Origin of the sequence: Labrenzia sp. OB1 (genome assembly GCF_001624695.1) — a bacterium.
Lineage (GTDB): Bacteria > Pseudomonadota > Alphaproteobacteria > Rhizobiales > Stappiaceae > Roseibium.
Window position 1 is genome coordinate 52,886 of the sequence record NZ_JSEP01000007.1, and the last position, 25,283, is coordinate 78,168.

Genomic DNA, 25,283 nt, shown 5'->3' on the forward strand with positions numbered 1-25,283 from the left:
CTTTATCGGCGTCCTATCATGGTTATAGGTTGCCTGAAAACTAAATAATCTGACAGGTTAGCGGATGCTTAATCGGAACGGTATCTGCTGGAACGCAGATTCGCATTCGAACGGATTCGATACTGGAAAATGTATAGCACCACCCCAATCGCGCCACTGCAGAGCGCCCGCAATGGCCTGCCCGCACGTAGACATCCCGGTGTCTGGATCCTGACGGCTGCCCTGTTCCTTGGCGTGTTCTTCTATTTCTGGATCGGCCTCGCCCCCTTTCCGGACCCGAATGCGGCGAATCTGACCACCCCCTATGGCAGCAATTCCAACCGCTTCAATCAGATTGTCGTTGTCCTCATGTCGGGGCTGCTGCTGTTCGTGGTGCTCGGCAAGTCCAACCGCCGGTTTCTTCTGTGTCCGCGCAACCTTCTGCTGGCAATCGTGGTGTGGTATGCCTTTGCCAGCCTGTTCGCCGGCGATCCGGGCACCGCATTCCGACGGATCGTGTTTGCAGTTCTCGTGTGTGGCTGTGGCAGCGCCATCCTGCTGCTGCCGAAATCGCGCGAACACTTCACGACGCTTGTCTGCATCGCACTGACGGTGGTCATAGGGATGGCCTATTACGGCATCGCCGCCCTGCCGCATCTTGCCATTCACCAGGCCACCGATGCCCTGGAACAGCAACTTGCGGGCGACTGGCGCGGCCATATGGGCCACAAGAACGTCGCCGCCGCCGCCATGGTGTTCTCGATCTTTTTCGGCCTCTATATCTCAAGGACAAGATCCGCCCTTCTCGGCGGCATGATCGTGCTTCTGGCGACCGTCTTTCTCTGGAAATCCGGCAGCAAGACCTCCTTTGCCATGCTTCCACTGATCCTGATCCTGGTCTGGGTCTTCGAAATGTTCAGAATCCTGCGCCCGGTCATTGTCGTCGGCGGGCTGGTCGTCGTGAACACGCTGCTGATATCGGCGTCATTGTCGGAAAGCGTCCAGCAACTGCTTGCCGCCGCCGGTGTCGATCCGACGTTCACCGACAGGACGGCGATCTGGAGCATCGCACTCAATGCGATCGCTCAGAGCCCGATCACCGGTTACGGGTATCAGTCCTTCTGGCAGACCGAGGCGTTGTTCCGAAGCGGGTATTCGCTCTACTCCTGGGCGGTGACGGCCGCCAACGCCCATAACGGCTACCTGGAACAGTTCGTCAATGCCGGCATCCCGGGCTTTTTACTTGTCGTCACCTGGCTGGTGTTTCTGCCCATCAAATATGCGAACAAGGCCCTGGCGGGTGACAACGATCCGCTTCTCACCCGTCTGTTCCTCCGCATCTGGATGTTTTCCCTGTTCTTTGCATGTCTCGAAAGTCCGTTTTTCGGAAATTCAGGCCCTGTCTGGTTCACGATGCTCATCGGCGTCTTCGGCCTGCGGCTGCAGGCCTACGCCTGCCTGATATGCGCGGTGCCGGGCAAGCGGGGTGCCCGGGCGCAGGACGGGCTCGCGACAAACACACGTTAACGTCTTCCCTGTTATGAGAATGGTAAAGCTGCATGAAGTTGTCACCTTCGCGGGAGCGCATCCCGGCAGCACAAGGGTTCACCTCCAAGGGATCGATGGCTTGAATGTCCGACCAAACGAAAATCGAAGCCGTTGTCTGCATACCGACGTTTCGCCGCCCGGACTGGCTGGCCCGCACGCTGGCTTCCCTGGCTGAGCAGACGGCCGATTTCCGCTTTGCAATCGTCGTCGTCGACAATGATGCCGCCAATCCGCTAGGACGCGACGTCGCCGGAAAATTCTTCGCGGCACATGCCATTGCGAATGTGATCGTGACCGAGGAAAAGCAGGGGAACTGCTTTGCGATCAACAGGGCCTTCAGCGAAGCCCTCAAGACGTTTCCGGAAGCGGACTTCTTTCTCATGATCGACGACGACGAAACCGCCGCGCCGTGCTGGCTTGCCGAAATGGTCGGCCTTGCCGGACGGGAGGCCGCCGATATCGTCGGCGGACCGGTTGTGCGCAACTTCGAGGGCGCGGTGCCGGAGGAGGTGCGTATACACCCGCTGTTCCTGTCCATCGACGGAGCGACCCGGGAAATCGACCAGCTTCACGGCTCGGGGAATTGCCTGATCCGGCGCCACGTCTTTGAAAAACTGGGTGCACCGTTTTTCGACCTCCGCTTCAATTTCCTGGGCGGCGGCGACATGGACTTCTTCACCCGGTGCCGCCGGGCGGGCTTCAGGACCCTCTGGAACTCAAAGGCAGAGATACAGGAATTCGTGCCGCCGGAACGCACGTCCGCCAGGTTCCTGATGACCCGATCCATCCGGACCGGCTCGATAAACTACATGGTCGACAGGGCGAACGGCATGCCAGCGGCGGTGGCCTGCGTGAAGACCCTGGCAAGTCTCGGACTTGGAGTCCTGCGTTCAATAGCGGCGCTTGCCCGGACGCGGCGCCTGCTTCCGGCCAGTCATCCGTTGCTCCTGCCTGTGGGCCGCGCCTATGCGGCGCTCGGCTTTCTGCCCGCCCCCTATAAGGCTTCAGACGTGTCCTGAGCGTTCCGGGTCCGCCAAGGTCACCTCGCGTATGGTCTGAAGCGGTGTCTGAGTGTGGGACTGTATCGTGATGGCGTGCTGAGCAGGCTGCAGATCATCCATGAAGGCAATCAGTCCCGCCTCGTCCAGTTGCGGACCTCCCCAGTAGGTGAGGCAGCAGCTTACGGAGGTTCGCTCGTGGCGGGCGGCAAGAACCGGATCGCTGGCAACGGCAACGCCGTAAATCAGGTATTCGGAAAAATGCCGCTGCCGCGCAAGCCCGATCCACCAGGGACAGCCGCACACGGTTTCAATGCGAGCCAGCAGCGTCTTCACGGTTTCCCGCTCCCAGACGATCATCGGGCCGATGAAATCGTCTCCCGGCAGTGCCGGGATCTCCAGGCCCAGAATCCTGTGGGCGTTGCGCCACCAGCGGACATGATGCGGCCGGGAGGGATTGATGTCGCCGGGCGAATAGAAAAGCGGCGACTTCGGCTGTCCGGCGAGTTGCCGCAGATCCGTCAGCCGACAGAAAACCCCGTCCGAGTCCATGAACAGGACACGGTCGCTTTCCTGTGCGGCGGCCATCGCGAACTTGCGCAGTTGCTGCAGGTGCCAACCATAGACGGGCAATCGGATCCGCGGGGACCACCAATACCGCCTTCCACGCCATTTCGGCAACGGCCAGAGCTGCGGCAACAGTTGCGAAGACGGCACAATGGACCTTGCCGGACCCGACAGGTGCCTGAAGAGCTCGAGATCCTCGTCTCCAACCACGATGAAATGGTGGTCGTACCCGGTCACGAAGCGGTCGATCGTTTCACAGAGCAATTCGCATCGCCCCAGATCGTTGTGGTAGCTTGGCGTAATGATCGAGACCGATGTCGTTTGCATATTGGCTCCCAGCGCAGGCTATGGCGCATCGCGGCATACGGACACCGGGCCGAAAAGATCCTGCATGCCCGGAACCGCCCGTAGATTTCGGACTATCCCTTGTCCAGGTTACATGTGAACACTTCTTCTAAACATCTTCTTTATATCGATGGTCACAATACCGAACCGATATTGCCGTGACCCCGTTCGCAAAGCCTGGATATGCCCGCTACCCGTTACCTCATCATGATCTCAAACGCCGAACAAACCTGCGGCGTCGAAGAGTTTTCCAGGCTTCTGGCACACAGGCTCGGCGCACGGGCGGCAACTCGGGCGCTCGGATTCGGTCTCGCCGGGCTCCTGCGCGCCCTGAAGCGATCTGATGCGCTGATCCTGAATTTCCCCGTCGTCGGCTGGAAGAAGAAGCTGCTGGGCCCCACTCTGGCGGCCGCTTCCGCAAGGATCTGCGGAAAACGCACCATGGCGATCCTGCACGAATGGGCATCTCTCGACTGGAAGCGGCGGGTCGTGCTTGCACCTGTGGTGTTGCTGGCGACCGAACTCTGCTTTTCGGCCCCAGAAATCGCCGACGAATTCGCGGCAACGCTGCTCTCCCGCCTTGCCACCGGGCACAGGACGATCATCCCCATCCCGCCCAACCTGACGGCACCCGACACACTGACCCCCGGCAGCTTTTCCGCCCGTCTTTCAAGGGAACGCGCAGGCGGACGGATGATTCTGGGTCAGTTCGGTTCGATCTATCCGCAGAAGCAGGTGACTTCGGTTCTTTCGGTGGCTACGGACCTTCGGGCGCGGGGCGAGGATGTTTTCGTGGCCTTCGCCGGATCCTTCATCAAGGGCCAGGATACCGTCGAGCAGGACTTTTTCGCCACCGTTGACCGGCTGGGTCTGTCGGACAGGGTCGCCGTTAGCGGTTTCATCGAAAGCGACGCGGAACTGTTCGCCATCCTTCGCGAGGTCGACGTCTTCTGCTATCTGCTGCCGGACGGGCTGAGCTCGCGGCGCGGCAGCGTTCTGGCCGCCGCGACCTCGGGTAAACCGGTCGTCGTCAATGCGCCGGCCAGTCCCGGCACCCTTGACCATCACCGTCTGTTCCGGCGACTGATCGAAACCGGCAGCATCCGGCTGATCCCGACCGGAGCGGATGCCGCGGCGGCCGCTGAAGCCGTTCTGAAGGCCAGACAAGCTGATGCCCGAACCACCGGTCTGGCCGGAGAAATCGACGCGCTCTGGTGCGATGTCGTTGCGAAAATCGACGCTTGCCTGCGGGACAGCGCATGAGTCCGAGGCACGACTGGCCCGTTATCTGGAGTTCCGCAAGATCTCCCGCAGGGCGATCGGGTTGGTAACGAGATATCGGCGGGCCAGACGTCGTGGCTCCAGGATGGTTCTATAAAGCCATTCCAGGCCGCATTTCTGCATCCATTCGGGAGCCCGGCTGTTTTTCCCCGACAGGAAATCAAACAGGCCACCGCTGGTTTTTATCACCCCGACGCCGTGCAGTCTGTGAAGATTTCGGACAACGAATTCCTGTTCGCGCGGCACGCCAAGCCCCACCCACAGGATGTCCGGTTTCAGTCGGCTGATCTCCTCGACGACCGCCTTTTCGTCCTCCGTCGAGAAATAGCCGTTGCGCCGTCCGGCAAACTTCAGCTTCGGGTAGAGCGCCTGCATCCGCTCCACAGCCAGCTTGTTGACCTCCTCGTGGGCGCCGAGAAAATAGAAGCTGACGCCGGCAGCTTCGGCCTTGCCGGCGGTTGCGTGGACAAGATCGGTGGTGGCCACGCGCTCGCTCAGGGCGGTGCGGGCGACATGGCGCGACAGCAGCACCATGGGCATGCCATCGGCATGGATCTGGTCCGCATGCAGCAGAAGTTTTCTGAAATCCGGATCCTTCGCCACCATGGCAATGACTTGACCGTTGGCCGAAGTGGAATAATAGGGAAGGCGGTCGCCTTTCCTTGCATCGAGTGCAATTCGGACAAATTGCTCGGCCGTTTCCTGCATTCCGATGTTCGCAATGGGAAGTCCGCCAAGCACCGTAGTTGCCTGGGTTAGCGTTGAACCGGATTGCTGCCGTTGTTCGGCTTCGGACGAGATCATTCAGTTCCAGAACTTTTTGACGGAAAAACCGGGTCACGGTCCCGGACCGGTATGATCAATATCACGTTTGAAGTTAAGCACGGGTTAGGAGCGGGGGAGCGGCCTCAAAATTCCGTGATTATGACAGTGTCAGCAGTGCCAGCTCAAGGTGCCCTTCAATGGTTTGGCACTCGCCATGATTTAACCGAAATGATCACGTCACATCCTTGGCTCGCTGCGGATCGAGGCGCATACAGGAATTTCCATGTGTGGAAACAGGTCCCGACAAGCTGCCACCGACCCGAGACCGTCTCACGGCCCCCATTAGGCAGTTGCTAACCATGTTGGATTATACTATCGGGATGAACAAACTTAGTATTCTACAAAATTCGCACGCGAAGCAGGGCGAGTAAGTGTCGGAAAAGGCACCCACATTTAGGGACACTCTGAATCTTCTGACCGAATTTCGGCGCAAGATCTGGATCGTGCTTGCCTTCGCGGTCGTAGGCGCGGCCGTGGCGGCCGCCATCTCCCTCAGCCTGAAGCCCGTCTATCGGGCAACAACCCAGGTCCTCATCGACCCCTCCGTACGTCAACCCTTCGAAGACAGGAACGCACCTACACGCTATCTGGAAGATACCTTTGTCGTCGACAGTCAGGTGACCGTGCTGCAGTCCTCCTCCGTACTCAGGAACGTCGTCACGCATCTCAATCTGACGGAAGATCCGGAGTTCGGCGAAAAGCCGGCCGGTCAGGGATTTCTAACCTCGCTTTTCGGCGGATCGACGCAACGCTCTCCGGAAACGCAGGAGGTAATCGCAAACGACGCCGTGCAAGCACTTCGCGATGCCATGACCGTTAGCCGCGAAGGCCTTACCTTCGTCATTAATGTCGCGATCGATACGGGATCGCCAATCCAGGCAGCGATCCTGTCCAACGCCATTGTCGAAACCTATATCAACGACCAGGTAGGTCAGGTGTCCAATATCGGCCGCACGGTCGAGGAGAAGATCGGCGACAGGCTCAAGATCCTCAGAGATCAACTTCGCGAGGCCGAAGCCAGGGTAGAGGCCTTCAGGGCCAAGCATAATCTGCAATCCACCGACCAGAACGCCTTTCTGACCGATCAGGAACTGGCGGAGCTCAACACCCAAATCACGGAACAGAAAGCCGCGCTTGCCGCCGCCGAAGCTAAGGCCGCCGAAATCCAGCGGATGATAGATGCCGGCGCAAGTCTCGATGCGCTTGCCGATGTCACCGCGTCCCAGACGGTTGCCAACCTGCGCCAGCAGTATGCGACTGTAGCCCGTGCAGAGGCGAATCTTTCCGCCGAACTTTTACCCTCTCACCCGGACCTGATACGGGCCCGCGCCCAGACACAGGAAATCCGCGAACAGATCGAATCCGAAATCCGTCGCGTCGCCAGCACCGCGCAACTTGAAGCGGATGTCCTGCGCGATCGCGTCGCCAAGCTGGAAATTCAGCTCGATACGGTGCGCTCGAGGTCAAATCTCGACCAGCAATCGCGCATCGAATTGCAGGAATTGCAGATCGAGGCGGACACCAACAGAACACTTTATGAAAATCTGCTAAGCCGGACCAAAGAAATCACCGAGATCGATCAGATCAGCATTCCGCATGCGCGGATCATCTCGCCAGCGATCCCGCCGTCATCGCCCGTGTGGCCGAAAAAGAAGATCCTGGTGGCGCTGGGGCTCGTTCTCGGCGGCATGATCGGCACTCTTCTGGCAATCGGCCGTTCGGCGCTGTCCCTTTGCATGCGCTATCTTTTATATCCGCGTTCCGATGTCGCCTTTGCCTATTCGCTGACAGACTCACCTGTTACGCCTGCCGTTACTGAAATGCCTGTCTCCGCCCCTCCTCATCAGCAGCTTGCCCGACAGCCCAGCCCGGAAGAGCTGGCTGTGTCCTATCTGCCACGGCTGCCCTCGCACAATCGCCATGAGGACATGGACACGGAAGAACTCCTGACCTCGCTCTGGGACTTCAAGAGCGGGGCCACCGACCGCGAGATGCGCCCTTACTGGAAGTCCGTCTTCACCATTCTCAAGAAGCTGCAGTCCGAGCGTGTCGACGGGTTCGCAAGCACGGTAATCGTCACCAGTATCGACGGCAAACACAACATGGTGGCCCTGTCGGTCGTTTTCGCGGCGGCCAGCCTGAAGAATTTCCGGGTTCTGCTTGTCGACAACAATACGGCGGCCGAGCAACTCTCGCCGAGAATGCCGAGCCGGCCGCACCCGACGACGGATCTCAATGATGCCGTCAAGCTGGCCGACCTCGACATCGACTTCCTGAGCCTGACGCATGGACGGCGCAAGTATCAGGATGAATCGAAAGGCTGCTACCAGGTCCTGAACGGATCCGGTCTGGATCCCGAATTTGACCTCATCGTCATTTCTGAGTCGCCCATGGCCTCGCCACAGGTCGACGCCGCTATGCAGGATGCGGCCGATCATGTGATCGTATCCCTTGAACGGCAGGCCGCGCTTAGTTGATGGCAATTGTTCCCGGGCGGTTCAGCGCCGAAAAGGTGCCGGAGGGCCGGGCCGCGCCATCCGTATGCGAATCGGGCCGCAGTTCGATGCGGTGCGTCCTGCCCGGAGCCAGATGAAACCAGTTGTCCGAGGGGCGGAAAGGATCGACGCGGATATTCACCCGGCGAAGCAGCCGGTCCGCGGCCAATTCCAGCCACCAGATCCCGTCCCCGCTCTGCCGGAGCGAGGCAACGCATTCCGCCGAAGAGGCCAACGGCTGATCGACAGGCGTAAAATGAAACGCCTCGGCCAGCACTTCACCGGTCTCCGTGTCCAGCATCCGGACCACCGTCACATCATGCGAGGGTGGGCCGAAGCGGTAGGCGTAGGTGACGTCGAAGAACGCGCCGATCAGATCCACCGCGTTGAGGGATTGCGTGCTGTGCGGGTTCAGGATCAGATCCTTTCGTCCCGAGACCACCGGCACCTGACCGTCCCGCAGACACTCCAGCGAGAGCGTGACCGGCTTTTCCTCAGGCCGGTCGTTGATGACATGAATGGCAAGGCCGCCGGTGCCTTCGTCGGTGAGCGAGACCTGAAGAGGACGGAAGGCCCGCTTAAGGGCGTAGTAGGCCGGCTTCGGTCTGCCGGCGGCGTCGATCACCCCCCAGCCCGCTCCCATGGCGAGATCCTGAAAGGTCCACACGAGTGCACCCTGACAGGAGGAGCCTTCGCGCCGCCACTCGGCAAAGGTCTGTTCCATGAGCTCGCCGGTCACCGCCCTGCCGAGATCGAGATAGCGATCCGGATCGCCGTAGCGCAGGGCTGCCGGGTCGATCCCGTATAGCGTTTTCAGATAGTGATCGCGGACATCCTCAAAGTCCCAGCCTGCGCCGCGATCGCGCGGGACACGCGCTTTCCAGCGCGGATCGTGCCCGGGTTTGACGCCTGACAGGCCTTCGTCGAGGCTGCGCTGTTCGGGAATGTTGGAAAAGGCCAGACACTCTGCGGCAAAGCGGACATTGGCGCGGCGGGCGTCCTCCAGCGGGCGCAGGTAGGCTCCGACGCCGTAGTAGTGGGCGATGCCCTCTCCCGGTGAAAACGGCAGCACGCCACCGGATGGCGCATTCGGCACGTAAGGCACGTCGGGCCGGAGGCGGCCGGCCAGCTCCGGCAGGATTTCCTCGCACAGCGGACCCTTCCAGCGCTCTTCCGGCAGGCCCATCATGGCGCCCTGCTGATAGATCTCGCTGCCGCCACACAGAACAGCCAGCGACGGGCAGCCTTGGGTTTTGGCAAGCTGATCGCGGATCTCGGCGCGAACCTCCTGAACGAACGGCTCGTCCTTGACCGGGTAGTCGTAATTGGCGAACTGGAAATCCTGCCAGATCAGCAGGCCGAGCTCGTCACAAATGTCGAAAAACGCCCTGGTCTCGTAGAGCATGGTGCCGCCGATGCGCAGCATGTTCATGCCTGCGTCGCGGGCCGCTTCCAGAAGCGGCCGGTAGCTGTCCGCATCGCCGGGCAGGTAGAGCAGATCGGTACAGGTCCACACGCCGCCGCGGCAGAAAACGGACACACCGTTGACCTTCAGGCCGAACCCCTTGTCGTCCGCACCGCGATCCACTTCCAGGCGGCGGAAGCCGGTTTTTCCGAGGGAAAACTGCCGCTCGCCTGCCTTGAGCTTCACGTCATAGAGCGCAGGCGTCCCATGGGTATGCGGCATCCAGGGGGTAACATCAGCCGGTCTCAGCACAGCCGTCCAGCGGCCTTCCTCCTGCCGGGTCATTTCGGCTGTGGTTCCCGCACAGGACAGCTCGGGCGTACCGCCGGCGTTTTCGAGTTTCAGTGAAACCGTGAGGGTTGCGCTGCCGTCCGGTGCAAGATCGGCGAGAATGTGACTGTCCGTGATCCGGGGTGCGTCAGCCGGTTCAATCCGGATCGGCCGATAGGGGCCGACAGCGTGAATCTCCGGACACCAGCCGGGCATGTGGCCCAGAAGCGTGGTGCGGATCAGGCGCAAGCCCTGCGAGGTCGCCAGTTGCGGCTTCCAGCGAGCGCGCGGTCCCCTGGCATTCAGATGCGGTTCCAGCGCCCGGAAGCAGATTTCCAGTCTGTTGCTTTTCGACAGCTCGGCTTCGACCTCGCATGTGCGGAACATGTTCCGGCTGTCCAGAAGACGTTCGCCGTTCAGCCAGACCTCGGCAATCGTCGCAAGGCCGTCGAACGCCAGCCGGTAGTGGCCGGGTTCGGCGTCGAATTCCGTTCGGTACCAGGCGTCCCTGTCATGCAGCGGGTGCGGATTTTCAGGGTCGTAAAGACCGGCGGCGGCAAGGGCTGAGGCGACTGTTCCGGGGACTTTCGCCGGGACGCCTTGCAATCGTGCGTCCCCGGCCTCTTCAGAGCCAGGCGAGCTAAGCGCGACGGTCCATTGCGCTGCGGCGAAATCGGCCATTCAGGCCCCGGCTGCGCTGACCACGGGCGCAAGGCTTGCCTCGCCGTCACCATAGTGCCGGTCAAGATGGCTCATCAGGCTGTCCCAGGCGGTCACCGCCGGAAGCAGACTTTCGTCGAGCCCCTGGAACTTCTTGCGCATCACCGCCCTGGCCAGCTTGAACTGAACCGTCTTGCAGGTGGTGGAAATCGCCCTGGCCTCGATAGCAGCTTCGGCAAGTCCGGGCCGTCCCTGAGCCGTCAGCCAGTCCAGATAGGAGGAAAACAGCTCGAAGTTGGCGCCGAGCTGGCGCAACGTGTTGAAGGCATAAAGATGGAAGAAATCGAACGCGCGCTCGCTCACCTTCTCCACCTGCGCCGGGAACACCGCGGCGAAGGCCGCCACCGGATTTTCGGCCGGCCGGCGCTTCAGATGATGGCGCAACAGGTCCTCGGAAACAGCGAGAATATACTGCTGCGACGGCAGCCTGTCGGGGAATTTCACGAACTCGGTATATGGCAGGAACGGCATCGGGCCGGCATGCGCGCCGCGCTGGAAAACGCCGTCGAAATCGTCGTCTTCCAGACGGTGCAGGCCGAGGCCGTGGAAATAGTCCATGGTCCGGTTTTCGAAATCCATCCGGTTGACGGCTATCGTGGTCTTGCCATGGGTCGCATGGTAGCCGACGCCCTGAGTGTCGGGCAGGAAATAGCTGTCCACCTCGACCAGCGACAGGCGGCCGCGTTCGATCTGTTGCTGAACATGGTTTTCCACCCGGTCGTAGATCGCCAGTTCGGTGACCTTCAGGCCATAGAGCGCTTCCAGATCCTCCAGCGGCACCTTGAAGAAGGTGAACTGGTCACCTTCGAAGTCCTGGGTGAGCGAATAGGCGAGGCAGGCTTCCGGCGGCAGGCCAAGCGACGGCAGAACCTCGATCCAGACATCGAGATAACAATTGGTCTCGGGCCAGTCGCGCTCCTGCGCATGCAGAGGGCTGCGCACGTAGGTGTCCGCGTTCAAGGTGTCAAAGACGGCTTGCGTCATGGGGTGTTCGATCCTCTCAACCCCAAAGGGCCGATCTGACGCCTTCAGGCCAGCTGGCTGTGTCGAAGCCGTGATGGCGGAAAAGAGCGAGGGCAATCCGTTCGAGACCGAAGCCGACACAAGCGGTGTGCGCGGGTGCGCCGTCCGCCTGGCGGATGTCCCAGGCCTTGCCGAAATTGTCCATGTGATAGTTGAAGCTCATGCAGGCGGTCGGATTCTCCTGCGAGGTGATCGGCACCAGCATCTCGAACTTCAGTTCCTGTTCGCGCTGACCGGAGGCCATGATCCTGCCGGCACGGCCGAAAAACGGATCGTTGGCGACATCGACATGATGCGGCAGCTCCAGCCGCTTCATCATGTCCTGGCCGCGCTCTTTCCAGGTTTCCCGAAAAGCCATGGTCTGCTCCGGAGAGCCGACACGTACATATTCCCGCTGGCGGAACATCTGCATCCGCGCCGGATCCTTGGAGGGTTCGTGCCGGAAGCAGTAGGACTGAAGCGCGACATAAGCGCCGTCTTCCGCCAGAGGTCCGCGCCGGGAGAGGATCGGATAGAGCGGATAGCATGCGGCAGGCGTGAGCGCGACCTGGGTCGGCTTCTGGTCCTTCGACCAGTCCTCGCCGGCGGCCATACATTGCAACAGACCCATATGGTCGTGATCGTTGCCGCAAAAGGCATGTACCGTTCCCGCCAGCTGGGGGAAGCTCTTCATGTAGCCGCTGGTTTCGAAATCCTGCATGGTCATGCCGGGCGGAAAGACCATGGCTTCGGAAATCTCGTCCTTGCCGTAGGAAAGAGCGAAGGTTTCGAACCTCGAGATCACATCCTCGAATTCACCGCTGCGAGCATAGAGACCGTCGACACCGCTATCGTGCAGCACGCCTTTGGAGAAGAGCTGATCCAGAAAAGAGACTTGCGCGTCCATTATTTACCCCAAAAGGCTTGTGTCTTGCTTGTTGACCAGCAGCATTGTCGACGTGTTGCCCAGAATCCGGTCGTTGGAAATCATCAACTGGGCGGAATGGGCATCGCGCAGATGCCGGCCGAGGCTGAAAGGCGTGCCGTTCTTGTATCCGGCAATGCCGCAGATCAGCATGCAGTGGTTGATGATCGTCAGGATGGTCTGCGAGGTGCCGATCTTGATGTTGTTCATGGCGACCGAGAAACTCATCGCATTCAGCGCATCTCCGTCGCCCTTGGCGCCCTCGAACTGCTTGAGGCCGGCGACCACATTGGCCTTGACCAGTTGCAACAGGTTTGAAGCCTCGGCGAGGCGCAGCGCTCCGGGAGGAACCTGGCCGGGTGTCTTGCGGGCGGCGGCCTTGACGAAGCTCTGGGCGCGCGCCACCGCGTCCGCGGCGATCCCGTACCAGAGCGCACCCCACAACAGGTGAGACACGGCCAGCATGGACTGGGCAGCGATCTCGGCGAAGGGACGCGGCAGGATCTGTTCGGCGGGCGCTTCCGCCTTGAAGATATAGCCGTCTGAACAGGTGCCGCGCATGCCGAGCGTGTCCCATTTGCTGGTCTGCTCGAGCGTGTATTGATCCTTCAGGAAAACCGTCGCGACCTGATCGGAGTGGGCGGCGTCCGGATGACGGCGGGAGGTGACCATGATGGCATCGGCCTTGGCGCCGTAGGAGATCACGGTGGCATCCTTGGTCAGGCGGACGATGTCGCCCTCAACCTCGGTCGCGCACAGCGAGTTGCGCAGATTGCCGCCAATACCCGCTTCACTGGTCGCGGATGCAATCAGAAGCTGTTCGTCACAGATCCGTTTCTGGAACGCCTCATGCCAGTTGCTGCCGGGCGCGTAGTCGGCCAGGCTCGCGATCTGGATCTGGTGCATAGCGTAGGTCATGGCGGTGGCCGCACAGGCCTGGCCGAGGATCGCGCAGACATCGGCGACTTCGGTGAGGCTTGCCCCCTCGCCGCCGAATTCCGGCCGGATCATGATGCCCAGCAGCCGCTCGGCTTTCAGCGCTTCCATGCCTTCGGCAGGGAACCGCCCCTCTTTGTCAACCTGATCGGCAAATCCGGCGGCGGCTTTCGCGGCGCGTTTGGCCCGGTCCGTCAGGGGAAGAGCGGTAATCTTGCTGGCGGCGGTCATCGATCAGGCAGCCTGTTCTTCGACGATTTCGGAAAGCGCCGCCGCAATGGCGTCGACGGAGGAGAACGACTTGCGGTTCAGCAGATGCTCTGGAAATTCGATATCGAATTCCTCTTCGAGTGCCAGCATCACCTGAACCGACGCAAAGGAAGACAGGCCAGCGTCATAAAGATCCGCACCGTCATCGATGCTTTCAATCGCGCCGGGCAGGTTGCCGTGTTTCGCCAGGAGGGTCCTAATAGCCTGTTTCATGTCAGTCCTTGCCATATCTAACTGTTCACCGTGAACCGGTGACTGTGTTCAGAAGCACTATTTCTCGCAAAAAAAGAATAAACTGTACTTAAGAGGCATGGTAAAAAATTACAAATCAACTTTAGTTAAATTTTGTTAAGTAAACAAAGTGTAAACATAAATGACCACGCTCTGGAAATCGCCTTTGATTCCAGCATCTCAGCAGAAGTATCTGTAGAATTATGTTTTCTGGTACCTTTGCGGCGCTCAAACCATGCGGCTAAACACACCGTCCCGGCGGATGATACCGTGATAAAGTGCGGCAGCGATGTGCATCAGGACGGCGGCGGTGAAGAGCAGGCCCAGAACTTCGTGAACCGCGAAAAGCTGTTCCGAAAGGGCGCGATCCTTCGCAACGATGGCAGGCATGGTGAACACACCGAAGACCGATATCGAGGCCCCATAGGCGGATGTCGCCACCCATCCGATGAACGGATTGACGAGCAGGAAGAGATACAGAAAGACGTGAGTGGCCTTCGCCGCCAACTGTTGAATCGGGGGGATTTCGGCCGGAAGGGGCGCCGGGGGATGGGTGAGCCGGTAAGCCAGCCGGATGACCGTCAGGATCATCAGAACCACTCCGACGGAGCGATGAAAATCGAAGAGCTGGTTCTGCAGCGGCCCACCTCCGATCCGGATCATGATCAACCCGGCCGGCACCATCGACAGCACCAGCAGCGCAGTCAGCCAGTGGATGGAACGCGCAATCAGACTGTAACGCTCATTCACTTCGGCCATGCCGGTCTCTCCCCCTGAATGCCTCCTCTAGCTTAAATCAACATGCTTTCAGTTGGAAACAGGTGAACGCAGAAAAGTTACCGGCCCCGATCAAGGAGCGGATGACGGAAAGGCTGCGAAATCGATGTGGCCGACCTCCACGTGCAGCTCTCCGGAGCGGATTTTCCGCTGACGATCTCTCCACCAGGCGTCCAGAGCGTTTTCTTCCAGTCCCAGTTCTTGGCCGACACGACGCCAGCCCTGCAGAAACTCGAGCAGAAACTCCGGGGAAGAAGACCCTACCTGCCAGTCGGACGATCCGCGAGCCACATTGTATCCCAGCGCTTCAAAAAGGCCGGCGGCCCGCTCCGCAGCATCCGGTCCAAGCGCCGGACCGAAGCCCTTGTCGGATTTCTGATGCGCGTTCAAGGCCGCGCCCAGGGTCGCATCAAAGGTATGGGAGGGTTCGAATCCCGTGCGTCCGTCATATGTCAGGCTGGCGAGAAACGGTTTTCCGGCCCGGACAATCCGGTCCGTCAGACGGAGCAGGAAGTCGTTTGGAACAAGATCGAGAAAAGCCGACGTCGTGACGGCATCGACATCCGCGAGCGGCAGATCCTTCAGGCCCCCGGAAAGATCGAGTTGGCGCGTTTCCACCCTTTCACCGGTTGCTTTGCTCCAGCGCGATGCCGCAACCTCCAGCAGGGCCGGATCATGATCGGTGAGCAACCAGGTCACGGGCTGGCGAAACTTGCCGTGCAGGGCGGCGACCGTCGATCCGGCGCCGCTCGCCAGATCCAGTATACGAAGTGGTCTTTCGGGAAGTTGCGCCAGAAATGCCTCTTCGACTTCGGCGTTTCTGGCCGCAAGGTCGAGTGGCTCGCGCAACGCCAGCCATTCAGATGAAAATCCACTCATTCGGCAAGCTCCTGCAGGGTTCGGGCAAATTGTGCTGCGGCGTCGGGCCAGCCGGGAAGCGCTGCAGCGGCCATCCGCGCGGCACTCGCCATTTGCGAACGTGCCGCAGTATCGGTGATCAGCAGTGCCAAGGCTTCGCGCAGCGCTCCGACGTTTTCAACCCCGCAATAAATCGAAGCCCCTTCGGGCAAGGTATCCCGCACGGCGCCCGCGCCGCTGCCGATGACCGGCAAACCGTGGGCCAGGGCTTCCGTATAGGCCATGCCATAGCCCTCGTAGCGGCTGGCAAGCACGAAGACATCCGCGTTGCTGTAAAAGCCGGTCAGATCCTCAGGCGAAACGGCGCCGCGAAACGTGATTCCTCCGGCAAGGCCCAGACCCTCGATCTGGCTACGCAATGAACGATAGCACTCAGGATCGGCATCCAGACCTCCGACGATCTCCAGATGCCAGTTATTGTCCGGCATTGCGGAGAGGGCCTGAAACAGCAGATCATACCCCTTTCTCGGCACGATTGTGCCGACGGAAAGCAGCCTGACCACATTCGAGCGCTCCCGCGGAATGGCTTCCGGGCGGTCGGTTCCGGGAAGGACAACGGTTACCCGGTCCGCCGGATATCCGAACAGATCGGCCACCTGCCGGGCAGTTGCGGGACTGGTGACGATCACATGCCGGGCGAAGGCAAGCGCCTTGTGTTCGCTTTCGCGCATTGCCTCGGCCTTTTCTGGTGTCAGACCATTTTCCAGACACAGCGGATGATGCACGAGCGCGATCAGGCGAAGGTCATTGCAAAGCTCCTGCGCGGCAGCCACCATCACACCGAAGGCCAGCCCGTCGATCACCACAAGGGCGCTTGAAGGCAGAGCGGCGAGCTGCTTTTCCGCCGAGGCCAGCGTCATTGCCGAAGGTTGGGGAAACCCCTCACCGAGAGGCACAAGTTCCACACGCCAGCCGAGATCGCGCAACCCGGCAATGATCCGCCGATCGTAACCATATCCGCCGGTCGGCGTCTCCAGGTTTCCCGGAAAGGCGAAGAAGAGCTGATTCATGCCGGGATCAGATCGCGGCTTCATACCAGGCGCGGGCGACATGGGATTCCGAGATCGTCACACGGATGGCGCCGAGCTCGCTTCCCGGCCGGCCGAGCCGGTTCTCCCGGGCGGCCTTCGCCAGATGGTCGTGAATATGTTTGGTGAGAAACTCCGTCGTGGTGTTGATACCGGCAAAAGCGGGCACCTCGTCGAGGTTCTTGTAGTTGAGCGGCTGCAGCACTTCCTTCAAGGCATCATGCGCGCGGCCAATGTCGATGACCACGCCGTTTGCATCCAGCGTTTCGGCCAGAAAGGCGGCGTCGATAACGAATGTCGCCCCATGAAGCGCCTGGGCTGGGCCGAAAAGCTCACCCTTGAAAGAGTGGGCAATCATCACGTGGTCGCGAACTTCAACAGCATACATGTCACTTGGATCCTGAAATTTCAGTGGGAGAAAGGTGGTGTGAAGAGGTCAGCCTGGCGCGCCTTCATAAACGACCAGCGCCGTCAGCACATCGGATGCCTTGTTCAACAAGTCGGGAAGCTGCGTGGGCAGGTCCGGAAATTTCACCCGATGGCTGATCAGCCGGTCCAGAGCCGGGTCCTGCAACAGGGACAACGCGGTTTCCATCCGGCGACGGAAGGTCCAGCGGGCCTGCCGCTCCACCGGGATGGTGCCCACCTGGCTGGAGACAAGCTTCAACCGGCGGCAATGGAAATCCGCGCCGAGCGGCGCAAGCACATCGCTTGAGCCATACCAGCTCATTTCGACAACGGTGGTTCCGTCACCGGCGCAGCCCAGCGCCGTGGCCAGGCCGGCGGAGCTGGCGCTGGTGTGGAACACAAGATCCTGATCGCGCGGCGCATGTTCGGGCAGCGCGAAGTCCATGCCCAGGTCCGCAGCCATTCCTGCCCTGGCGGCATTCGTATCGATCAGCGTCACCCGGGCGCCGGGGAGCCTGCTTGCCAGATAGGCGGTCAACAATCCGACGACTCCGCCGCCAACCACGCAGATGTGATCCCCAGGTGATGGTTTTCCGTCCCATAAAGCGTTGATCGCGGTTTCCATATTGGCCGCCAGAACCGCTCTTTCGGCAGGGATGCCGGCCGGAACGGGTACGCACGCACTGGACGGGAGAACAAAAACGCTTTGATGCGGATAGAGCGAAAAAACGATGCGGCCGGCAAGATCCGGATTGCCCTCCAGCACCCTGCCCACATTGGCGTAGCCGTATTTGACCGGAAAGGGAAAGTCACCGGCCTGAAAAGGAGCCCGCATCCGTTGCCATTCGCTTTCAGGAACTTCTCCGCGGAAGACCAGGCCTTCGGTGCCCCGGCTGATACCGCTGAAGAGAGTTTGAACCAGAACTTCGCCGGCCTGCGGCACATCGCTCGGCACGACATCGATTGCGCATTGCGCCGGGTCAGTATACCAGAGCGCCTGCGAGAGGGGTGTGTTGCCCGTCACCGCCATAATTCCGCTCTTCCTTTACCGTTCATGCTCATCCGCACCGCCTCTGTCAACGTAAGGACACTTTGACATGCGCACTAACGACATGATCGCCCTGATTGGAAGTCAAAAAAATGTTTCGGGTCTTTGACATGACTTTTTCCGATAAAGCCGTTGCACGCATGACCGCCCGGCGCGGTCTCTTCTCCATGCTCGTGATTACCAGTTTCATTGCCCTTGCCGCGCTGATGACGGTCACGCTGTCGCCCGGCGGTTATTCGGCGCTCGACCTGTTCATTATACTTTGTTTCATGGTGACGCTGCCCTGGACGATCATCGGCTTCTGGAATGCGGTCATCGGCCTTCTGGTAATGCGGCTTGCCCGAGATCCAATTGAGACGGTTTGCCCGATCGACCCGGGCAAGGGACCGCTCACGAGTTCGACGGCGCTTTTATCCTGCGTTCGCGACGAGGACGTTGCCAGCCTGGAGATCAGCCTCAGCGCAATGATGTCGCATCTGGTCCGGGCAGGCGAAGCGGAACACTTCACTTTTTATGTGCTCAGCGACACCTCGATGGACGACATCGCCCTGCGAGAGCAGCAGATGGCGGCGCGCCTTGCCGAGAGATTTCAGGGCCAGATGGACGTTCATTACCGGCGGCGCGCCAAAAATACCGGCTACAAGGCCGGAAACATCGAAGATTTCTGCCGTCGCTGGGGTGACAGGCATGACTTCGCGCTGGTGCTCGACGCCGACAGCTTCATATCGGCGGAGGCGATCACCGGTCTTGTCAGGCGCATGGAAGCCAATCCCAGGGTCGGCATTCTGCAGAGCCTTGTGGTCGGCTTGCCGACCGAGAGCGCCTTTGCCCGTGTCTTCCAGTTCGGCATGCGGCTCGGCATGCGCTCCTATACAATCGGCAGTGCCTGGTGGCAGGGCGACTGCGGACCCTATTGGGGCCACAATGCGATCCTGCGCCTGAAACCGTTTACCGACCATTGCAAGCTGCCGGAGCTGCCGGGAAAAGGTCCGCTGGCCGGACCGATCCTGTCCCACGATCAGGTGGAAGCGGTGTTGATGCGCCGCGCCGGATACGAAGTGCGTGTCCTGCCGCTCGAGACCGGCAGCTATGAGGTCAACCCGCCGCATCTGCTTGAATTCATCCGCCGCGACCTGCGCTGGTGCCAGGGCAATCTGCAATACCGCCGGTTGCTCGGCATGCCCGGACTGAAGGGCGTCAGCCGCGTGCAACTCTTTCTGGCGATCCTGATGTTCCTGGGATCTCCGGCCTGGATCGGCTTCATGACCGCTGCCGCCATATTGGGAATGGTGGCCGAAGAAGCGCCCTACCGCGCGGACACGGGCGCACTCCTGTTCTTCAGCGTGCTGACAATGGTGTTCGCCGCCAAGCTCGCAACGGTCGCCGACGTTCTGGCACGGGCGGATCTGCGCAAGGCGTTCGGCGGGCCGGTGCGCGTCCTGATCAGCGTTTTTGCGGAAATCCTCTATGCGGCCATGCTCGCGCCTGTCATGGCCGTTGCCCATACCCTGTTCATGGGTGGGCTCATCTTCGGCAAGACCATCGGCTGGGGTGCCCAGGCCCGGGGCGTTTCGCGGTTGCCGGTGCTGCTCACCGCCCGCAAGCTCTGGCCGCAAACCCTGTTCGGACTTGCCGGGCTGGCATGGCTGACCGGACAGCAGATCGGCCTGGTCTGGCCGGTTATTCCGGTTGCGCTCGGCCCGCTTCTGGCGATCGTTATCGCGGTGACGACGTCCACCCGGACACTCGGCATGCTCGCGCTACGCTCAACGCTGTGGCGTATCCCGGAAGAAACCGCGCCGCCGGCCGAACTCGGGGACCTGCATCTTCCCGCGCTCGCAAAGAGTCCTGTTCCGGCAGCGGGTGCCAAGGACATCGTTCAGAGCGACGCCAATCCGGCGAAAGCCTGAGCCGGTCCGAAAAGCAAATAAAGTCGCTCATGTCATGGTCAAATAGGGTCTTATTTCGGCTGGTATCAGGCGGCGTTGGACGACGCCAGGGGCTGGGTCAGGAGGGTGTAGATCTCTTCCGCATCGGAGGAGCTGCGAATGTCCTGTGTCACCCCAGTGTCCCTCAGTTGCCGCGCAATTCTAGCCAGCGCCTTGAGATGGTCGGCCCCGGCGCTTTCCGGCGCCAACAGCAGAAAGATCAGGTCCACAGGTTCGTCGTCGAGAGAGTCGAACTCAACCGGCTTTTTAAGCTTGGCAAACAGACCGACAAGCTTGTCGAGACGGATGAGCTTGCCGTGCGGGATGGCAATGCCATGGCCGACACCGGTGGAGCCCAGACGCTCACGCTGAAGAAGCGTATCGAAAATTTCGCGTTCGGAAAGACCGGTCAGCTCCGCCGCCCTGGACGCGAGTTCCTGGATAGCCTGTTTCTTGCTTTTGGCCTTCAGGTCGGCAATGACCGCGTCTTTACCCAGAAGATCACTAAGATCCATTCGTTCGCCTACAAGTTTCAGAAGCCGGCTTCCCCTGGGAAGCCGACCTCGTCCGCATCTTTACTCAGCGGCCACACTGGCCACCAACGCCGGGTCAATCCAGCCTATATTGCCATCCGGCCGGCGATAAACAACGTTGACACCGCCGTTTGCCGCATTTTTGAACATGACAACCGGTGCTTCGGTCAGATCCAGCTCCATGACCGCCATGCCGACGGTCATTGTCTTGATTTTCGCAGAGGTCTCGGCAATGACGAGCGGATTGAAATCCACCGGCACTTCCTCATCCTCTTCAGGTGAAGCGAGCACATAAGATGCCGCCTCGAGTGCCTCACGGCCGTTGCCGCTGTGGCTATGATGGTCCTTCAGCTTGCGCTTGTAGCGCCGCAACCTCTTCTCGATCTTTTCCGCAGCCAGATCGAAGCTGTTGCGCGGATCCTGGTCCTGCGCAGACACCTGCAACAGTATCCCGGTGTCCAGATGCAGGTTGCACTCCGACTTGAAGCCGGCGCCCTCCCTGCTGAGCGTGACGTGGCCTGTGTAGCCGCCCGTGAAGTATTTTGACAGAGCATCTTCAATTCGGTCTGTGATGTGGACGCGCAGTGCGTCACCGACATCGACATTCTTACCCGAAATCCGCAAAGCCATGGGGACCTCTTCTTTTCTATTGACCGACAGGTCACCGGCAATCAAGCCGGTGTTGAAACGCGATACGTTTCAAGCTTCCAGAATGGACCAGTCAGCGCCGAAGCGCCATCCCCTGTTTACCTCACGAGGGCGGTCCTATAATTGCGTCACCGCGAAGAGTCAAACATTTCTGTAAAAGAATTCCTGCGCCCAATAAACACGAAACGAATTCAGTGTTTTCTTTCAGTGGACATCTCGAAAAAAGGTATAAAACCAAAATGATCGGGGCAAGGCGAACCGGCACAATAGCTCTTAAATTCGCGAATTCTTTTCCCGCCGGCGTTGTACCGAAGATCCGATTCTCATTGCTTCGCGGTATTTTGCTACGGTTCTACGTGCGATATCGATGCCGTCATCCCTAAGAATTTTGACAATGGTATCGTCGGACAGGATGGCCTTGACGTCTTCGGCCTCGATCATCTGCCTGATCCTGTGGCGCACGGCTTCCGCCGAATGCGCATCGTCACCGCCCACAGTCGCCGAAATGGCGGAGGAGAAGAAGTATTTCAGTTCATAGATCCCGCGCGGCGTCGACATGTACTTGTTGGACGTCACACGGCTGACCGTGGACTCATGCATGCTTATGGCTTCGGCAATGGTCTTCAGGTTCAGGGGACGCAGGTGCGCAATGCCATAAGTCAGGAATCCGTCCTGCTGCCGGACAATTTCCGTCGAGACCTTCAGGATGGTCCGGGCGCGCTGGTCCAGGCTTTTCGCCAGCCAGTTGGCAGTCTGCAGCGATTCAGTCAGATATTCCTTTTCCGTATCGCTGCGCGCTGTCTTGATGACCTTCGCATAGTAAGACTGATTGACGAGCACCCGGGGCAAGGTGTCGGAATTCAACTCCACCGTCCAGCTGCCGTCGCTTGCGGGGCGCACGAAGACATCCGGGACGACGGGTTGCACGAGAGACGACCCGAACACACTGCCGGGTTTCGGATCCAGGGCACGGATCTCGGCGATCATCTCCATCAGATCTTCGTCATCCACACCGCAGGTTTTCCTCAGCGCAGCGAGATCGCGTTTGGCGAGCAGTTCGATGTTGTCGATCAGCGCTTCCATCGCCGGATCGAAACGGTTCTTGTCGATCAGCTGAAGCTTCAGGCATTCAGCCAGATTGCGGGCAAAGACACCGGCAGGTTCAAAAGTCTGAAGCACGCTCAGAACCCGTTCCAGACGGCCCGTGTCGACGCCGAGCTGTTCCGCCGCCTCGTCGAGGTCCAGATAGAGATAGCCGTTCTCGTCAAGGGAATTGATCAGATGGCCGCCGATCAGCTTGTCAGCCGTGTCGCTCAGCGCGAGATGCATCTGTTCTTCAAGCCAGGCACCGAGTGACGTTTCCTCGGCAACGAAAGCCTCGAGATTATAGTCATCCGACGCGCTGCCACTGGAGGCGTTCTTGTAGCTGTCGCCCGACTTGAGAAGAGCCGGATCGGGCGAGGCGGGAACGCCGGGCTCATCGGGAAAGACGTTGCCGAGATCGGTGTCCATGCGTGCGGCGATGGCTTCCGAGCCGGTCTCCAGATCGCTTTGCATCCAATCGCTCGCGACAGCTTCGTCACCGGCCTGGGCCACGCCGTCATCGCCTGCCGGACCCTGATCAGACGAGCGATCCGCGTCGCCTTCGCCCACTTGGCCGCCGGCATCGGCCTCCTCCGCGCCCGATTTTTCCAGAAGCGGGTTGCGTTCAAGTTCGGCTTCGACATAGTCGACAAGGTCGAGGTTGGACATCTGCAAAAGCTTGATCGCCTGCATCAATTGCGGCGTCATGATCAGCGACTGACTCTGTCGCATCTCCAGCTTTGTCGAAATGGCCATTAATGTCCCGGGCGCCGTTTGAGTGAAAGGCGATTGGTCTGGTTTTTGCTTATCGCTTAATTGCAGACCTTATAACCTAGGCGGCCACCTGTCATCAAAGCGTAAATTGTTCACCCAGGTACAATCGCCGAACATCCGGGTTGGTGACGATTTCCTGCGGAAGACCCTCGGTGAGAACCTCACCGGACGCGATGATATAGGCCCGGTCGATCAGGCCAAGTGTCTCGCGCACATTGTGATCGGTGATCAAAACCCCAATTCCCCGCTGCGTCAGGTGACGCACAAGCTGCTGGATGTCCCCGACGGCAATCGGATCGATCCCGGCAAAAGGTTCGTCGAGCAGCATGAAGGACGGACGGCTTGCCAGCGCGCGGGCAATCTCCACACGGCGGCGCTCGCCGCCGGAGAGTGAAATGCTCGGTGCCTTGCGCAGATGAGTCAGACCGAATTCGGCGAGGAGCGAATCGAGCTCTTCCCGGCGTTTCTGGCGGCTGGGTTCGATCACCTCCAGAACAGCGCGGATGTTCTCCTCAACCGTTAGACCGCGAAAGATGGACGCTTCCTGAGGCAGATAGCCAATGCCAAGGCGGGCCCGCCGGTACATGGGCATGCGGGTGATGTCGAAACCTTCCAGAAAGATCTTGCCCTGATCCGGGCGAATCAGCCCGGTGATCATGTAGAAAGTCGTCGTCTTGCCGGCGCCGTTCGGTCCGAGAAGGCCGACAGCTTCGCCGGGTTTCACGGTCAGGCCGACATATTTGACGACCTGACGGCGAGCATAGGTCTTGCCGATGCCCTCGACGACCAGAGCCTGGGAAAGATCGTCCTCCCGGCCGGCCGGTCCCGGCGCGCTTGTCTGCGGCCCGTCATAATCCATGGAGGTTATCTTCACCGATGTGTCGTCCATTCAGTCTTGCAGCAGGTTCACATAAGATCTGCGACAGGCAGTGTCGAGTCAGATCAGGGATTCGCACCCGGGGCAACCCGCATTCTTGCCGATGCCGGCCGGTTCAAGGTTCAATTGCTGTTTTCTACGCTGTTGGGTTGAATGCGGACCTTCACCCTGCCGCTTCCCTGGCCCGAGCCGCCTCCCTGGCCTGCCGTCAGGTTCGCCTGGCCGGTCTTCAGGTTGACCGTAAGCTTCTTGCCGACAACCACATTCGGACCCTGGCTGAGCACGACCTCGTTGCCGGTCATCACCATGAACTCCCGGTTCATGTCGAAGCTGGCTTCATCGCCCTTGGCCGTCTGGTCCTTGGAGGAAATGAAGACACCGCCGGCCGCTTCCAGGCGGGAGATCTTCTGCTGGATCGCCCCCTCTGACTGGCTTGCACCATCTCCGGCATAAAAGACTTTCAGGCGCTGCGTTTTCAGGCTCGTCTCGCCCTGGATGACAACCACATCGCCGACAAAGGTCGCCGTGTTGTTGCCGTCTTCCACACGCAGCTCACTGGCCTCGATCTCGATCGGTTCACCCTCGTTCGAGCCGAAGCCCGCGAAGGCATCGGAGAACGTCTGCGCCTGCGCCGATCCAAAAAACAGGACCGCTGCTGACGCTATCAACAGGCGTTTGAAAAATATCATCGCTCACCGTCCTTTGAAATCGGATTGATGGTCATCTTGATACCATCGGAAAACCTGACGAGGCCCTTGCTCTCGTCATAGGAAAGTCTACCGGCAACAACATGCCCTTGATCCGAGCGGATTGAAACAGGTTCCGACGTGGTCAATGCGCCATTGCTCAAATCAATCTCCACATCCTTCAAATCCACCTTGTAGCCTTCGCTCCAGTCGAGCTGGATACCTTCATAAAGACGGAGGGTCTCCAAGGCGTTGTTGTAGGTTCCCTTGAGTGCAACGACTTCAGCGCTCTGGTCGGCGCTCAGCACGATGTCGGCCCGGATCGTTTCCAGATCGATGATGCGCGGATCGCTCAGGCGCTGGATGGCGCGGCGCGCGGTCACCTGGTAGGAGCGCTCGCCGTCATGACCCGACAGCTCCGGCTGGTCCATGACCAGGCCTTCGCTGGTCAGCATCACATTCGACGCGCCGAAGCCGCTCAGGATGTTGAACAGAACAACCATACCAGCCATGCCCGCGAAGATCAGGAACCCGGCCAGCGGAAAAAGCCAGCGCAGGATGCGCACAAGCAGACTGTGCCTGCGTGCAGCCCGCTGAGCCCGGCTCTGCGGCCTGCGCAGGGCGGGTCTGGGAGCTCCAACTCCCGGATGTTCGCTGACAACGCTCAACAAGGTCTCCGAAAACCAAAGGGCCGACAGGCCCGGGGCTCAGAACAGCC

The 25,283-nt window shown here is 60.1% G+C and carries 23 protein-coding genes; 5 read left to right on the plus strand and 18 right to left on the minus strand.

The genetic code is table 11. The features are described from left to right. The first annotated feature begins 129 nt into the window (after nucleotides 1-129). Together OA90_RS11150 and OA90_RS11155 are read left to right on the plus strand one after the other, a co-directional pair. Nucleotides 130-1,506, plus strand: a complete 1,377-nt coding sequence (locus OA90_RS11150) for an O-antigen ligase (protein ID WP_082836986.1) — start codon at nucleotides 130-132, stop codon at nucleotides 1,504-1,506. A 104-nt stretch (nucleotides 1,507-1,610) separates the two neighbouring features. Then, nucleotides 1,611-2,546 (plus strand): glycosyltransferase family 2 protein, encoded by a 936-nt coding sequence (locus tag OA90_RS11155; protein ID WP_068410897.1) that lies wholly within the window; start codon nucleotides 1,611-1,613, stop codon nucleotides 2,544-2,546. On the opposite strand, the gene OA90_RS11160 is transcribed toward OA90_RS11155, so the two are convergent. Continuing rightward, nucleotides 2,532-3,419 carry a DUF6492 family protein gene (locus OA90_RS11160; protein ID WP_068410900.1) on the minus strand — a complete coding sequence of 296 codons (888 nt, stop codon included), beginning with the start codon at nucleotides 3,417-3,419 and terminating at the stop codon, nucleotides 2,532-2,534. The genes OA90_RS11155 and OA90_RS11160 overlap by 15 nt on opposite strands. 201 nt (nucleotides 3,420-3,620) lie before the next feature. On the opposite strand from OA90_RS11160, the gene OA90_RS11165 reads away from it, so the two are divergent. Beyond that, on the plus strand, nucleotides 3,621-4,700 hold the full coding sequence (locus OA90_RS11165) for a glycosyltransferase (protein WP_068410902.1): 1,080 nt from the start codon (nucleotides 3,621-3,623) through the stop codon (nucleotides 4,698-4,700). A 21-nt stretch (nucleotides 4,701-4,721) separates the two neighbouring features. On the opposite strand, the gene OA90_RS11170 is transcribed toward OA90_RS11165, so the two are convergent. Continuing rightward, a complete protein-coding gene (locus OA90_RS11170; RefSeq protein ID WP_068410905.1) occupies nucleotides 4,722-5,522 on the minus strand; it encodes a WecB/TagA/CpsF family glycosyltransferase in 801 nt (266 codons plus the stop codon). A gap of 392 nt (nucleotides 5,523-5,914) precedes the next feature. Between OA90_RS11170 and OA90_RS11175 the strand changes: the two genes are divergently transcribed. Then, a complete protein-coding gene (locus OA90_RS11175) occupies nucleotides 5,915-8,020 on the plus strand; it encodes a GumC family protein (protein ID WP_068410909.1) in 2,106 nt (701 codons plus the stop codon). Here OA90_RS11175 and OA90_RS11180 read toward each other — a convergent pair. The 10 genes from OA90_RS11180 to OA90_RS11225 all read right to left on the minus strand — a co-directional run bounded on the left by OA90_RS11180 (nucleotide 8,013) and on the right by OA90_RS11225 (nucleotide 18,018). Continuing rightward, complete coding sequence (locus tag OA90_RS11180) at nucleotides 8,013-10,454, minus strand: glycoside hydrolase family 2 protein (RefSeq protein WP_068410912.1); 2,442 nt, start codon at nucleotides 10,452-10,454, stop codon at nucleotides 8,013-8,015. The genes OA90_RS11175 and OA90_RS11180 overlap by 8 nt on opposite strands. Continuing rightward, nucleotides 10,455-11,477 (minus strand): DUF1839 family protein, encoded by a 1,023-nt coding sequence (locus OA90_RS11185; protein WP_068410915.1) that lies wholly within the window; start codon nucleotides 11,475-11,477, stop codon nucleotides 10,455-10,457. Between the two features lie 16 nt (nucleotides 11,478-11,493). Next, on the minus strand, nucleotides 11,494-12,402 hold the full coding sequence (locus tag OA90_RS11190) for an amino acid--[acyl-carrier-protein] ligase (RefSeq protein ID WP_068410919.1): 909 nt from the start codon (nucleotides 12,400-12,402) through the stop codon (nucleotides 11,494-11,496). 3 nt (nucleotides 12,403-12,405) lie between these two features. Then, nucleotides 12,406-13,587 (minus strand): acyl-CoA dehydrogenase family protein, encoded by a 1,182-nt coding sequence (locus OA90_RS11195; protein ID WP_068410921.1) that lies wholly within the window; start codon nucleotides 13,585-13,587, stop codon nucleotides 12,406-12,408. Between the two features lie 3 nt (nucleotides 13,588-13,590). Then, entirely contained in the window at nucleotides 13,591-13,839 is a 249-nt protein-coding gene (locus OA90_RS11200; protein ID WP_068411523.1) for an acyl carrier protein, read from the minus strand. A gap of 246 nt (nucleotides 13,840-14,085) precedes the next feature. Then, nucleotides 14,086-14,616: a cytochrome b gene (locus OA90_RS11205; protein WP_068410923.1), complete on the minus strand. Its 531-nt coding sequence runs from the start codon at nucleotides 14,614-14,616 to the stop codon at nucleotides 14,086-14,088. Nucleotides 14,617-14,706: 90 nt separating this feature from the next. Further along, nucleotides 14,707-15,513: a class I SAM-dependent methyltransferase gene (locus tag OA90_RS11210; RefSeq protein WP_068410925.1), complete on the minus strand. Its 807-nt coding sequence runs from the start codon at nucleotides 15,511-15,513 to the stop codon at nucleotides 14,707-14,709. After that, nucleotides 15,510-16,562, minus strand: a complete 1,053-nt coding sequence (locus OA90_RS11215) for a glycosyltransferase family 4 protein (RefSeq protein WP_068410927.1) — start codon at nucleotides 16,560-16,562, stop codon at nucleotides 15,510-15,512. Before OA90_RS11215 ends, OA90_RS11210 begins: the two co-directional genes overlap by 4 nt. Nucleotides 16,563-16,569: 7 nt before the next feature. Next, nucleotides 16,570-16,968, minus strand: coding sequence for a 6-carboxytetrahydropterin synthase (locus tag OA90_RS11220; protein WP_068410930.1), 399 nt, complete (start codon nucleotides 16,966-16,968; stop codon nucleotides 16,570-16,572). Between the two features lie 48 nt (nucleotides 16,969-17,016). Next, nucleotides 17,017-18,018, minus strand: a complete 1,002-nt coding sequence (locus OA90_RS11225) for a zinc-binding alcohol dehydrogenase (RefSeq protein WP_068410933.1) — start codon at nucleotides 18,016-18,018, stop codon at nucleotides 17,017-17,019. A gap of 128 nt (nucleotides 18,019-18,146) precedes the next feature. Here OA90_RS11225 and mdoH point away from each other — a divergent pair, with 128 nt between their 5' ends. Further along, a complete protein-coding gene (gene mdoH / locus OA90_RS11230) occupies nucleotides 18,147-19,946 on the plus strand; it encodes a glucans biosynthesis glucosyltransferase MdoH (protein ID WP_208986090.1) in 1,800 nt (599 codons plus the stop codon). A 65-nt stretch (nucleotides 19,947-20,011) separates the two neighbouring features. Here the strand turns inward: mdoH and ptsN are convergent, their stop codons facing one another. The 6 genes from ptsN to lptC all read right to left on the minus strand — a co-directional run bounded on the left by ptsN (nucleotide 20,012) and on the right by lptC (nucleotide 25,233). Further along, nucleotides 20,012-20,479 carry a PTS IIA-like nitrogen regulatory protein PtsN gene (ptsN, locus tag OA90_RS11235; RefSeq protein ID WP_068410939.1) on the minus strand — a complete coding sequence of 156 codons (468 nt, stop codon included), beginning with the start codon at nucleotides 20,477-20,479 and terminating at the stop codon, nucleotides 20,012-20,014. A gap of 60 nt (nucleotides 20,480-20,539) precedes the next feature. After that, nucleotides 20,540-21,127, minus strand: a complete 588-nt coding sequence (gene raiA, locus OA90_RS11240) for a ribosome-associated translation inhibitor RaiA (RefSeq protein ID WP_068411526.1) — start codon at nucleotides 21,125-21,127, stop codon at nucleotides 20,540-20,542. A 291-nt stretch (nucleotides 21,128-21,418) separates the two neighbouring features. Beyond that, a complete protein-coding gene (gene rpoN / locus OA90_RS11245) occupies nucleotides 21,419-22,984 on the minus strand; it encodes an RNA polymerase factor sigma-54 (protein WP_068410943.1) in 1,566 nt (521 codons plus the stop codon). A gap of 94 nt (nucleotides 22,985-23,078) precedes the next feature. Continuing rightward, on the minus strand, nucleotides 23,079-23,861 hold the full coding sequence (gene lptB / locus OA90_RS11250; RefSeq protein WP_068411529.1) for an LPS export ABC transporter ATP-binding protein: 783 nt from the start codon (nucleotides 23,859-23,861) through the stop codon (nucleotides 23,079-23,081). 140 nt (nucleotides 23,862-24,001) lie between these two features. After that, on the minus strand, nucleotides 24,002-24,568 hold the full coding sequence (locus tag OA90_RS11255; protein ID WP_068410946.1) for an LptA/OstA family protein: 567 nt from the start codon (nucleotides 24,566-24,568) through the stop codon (nucleotides 24,002-24,004). After that, nucleotides 24,565-25,233 (minus strand): LPS export ABC transporter periplasmic protein LptC, encoded by a 669-nt coding sequence (lptC, locus tag OA90_RS11260; protein WP_068410949.1) that lies wholly within the window; start codon nucleotides 25,231-25,233, stop codon nucleotides 24,565-24,567. Before lptC ends, OA90_RS11255 begins: the two co-directional genes overlap by 4 nt. Nucleotides 25,234-25,283: the final 50 nt, after the last annotated feature.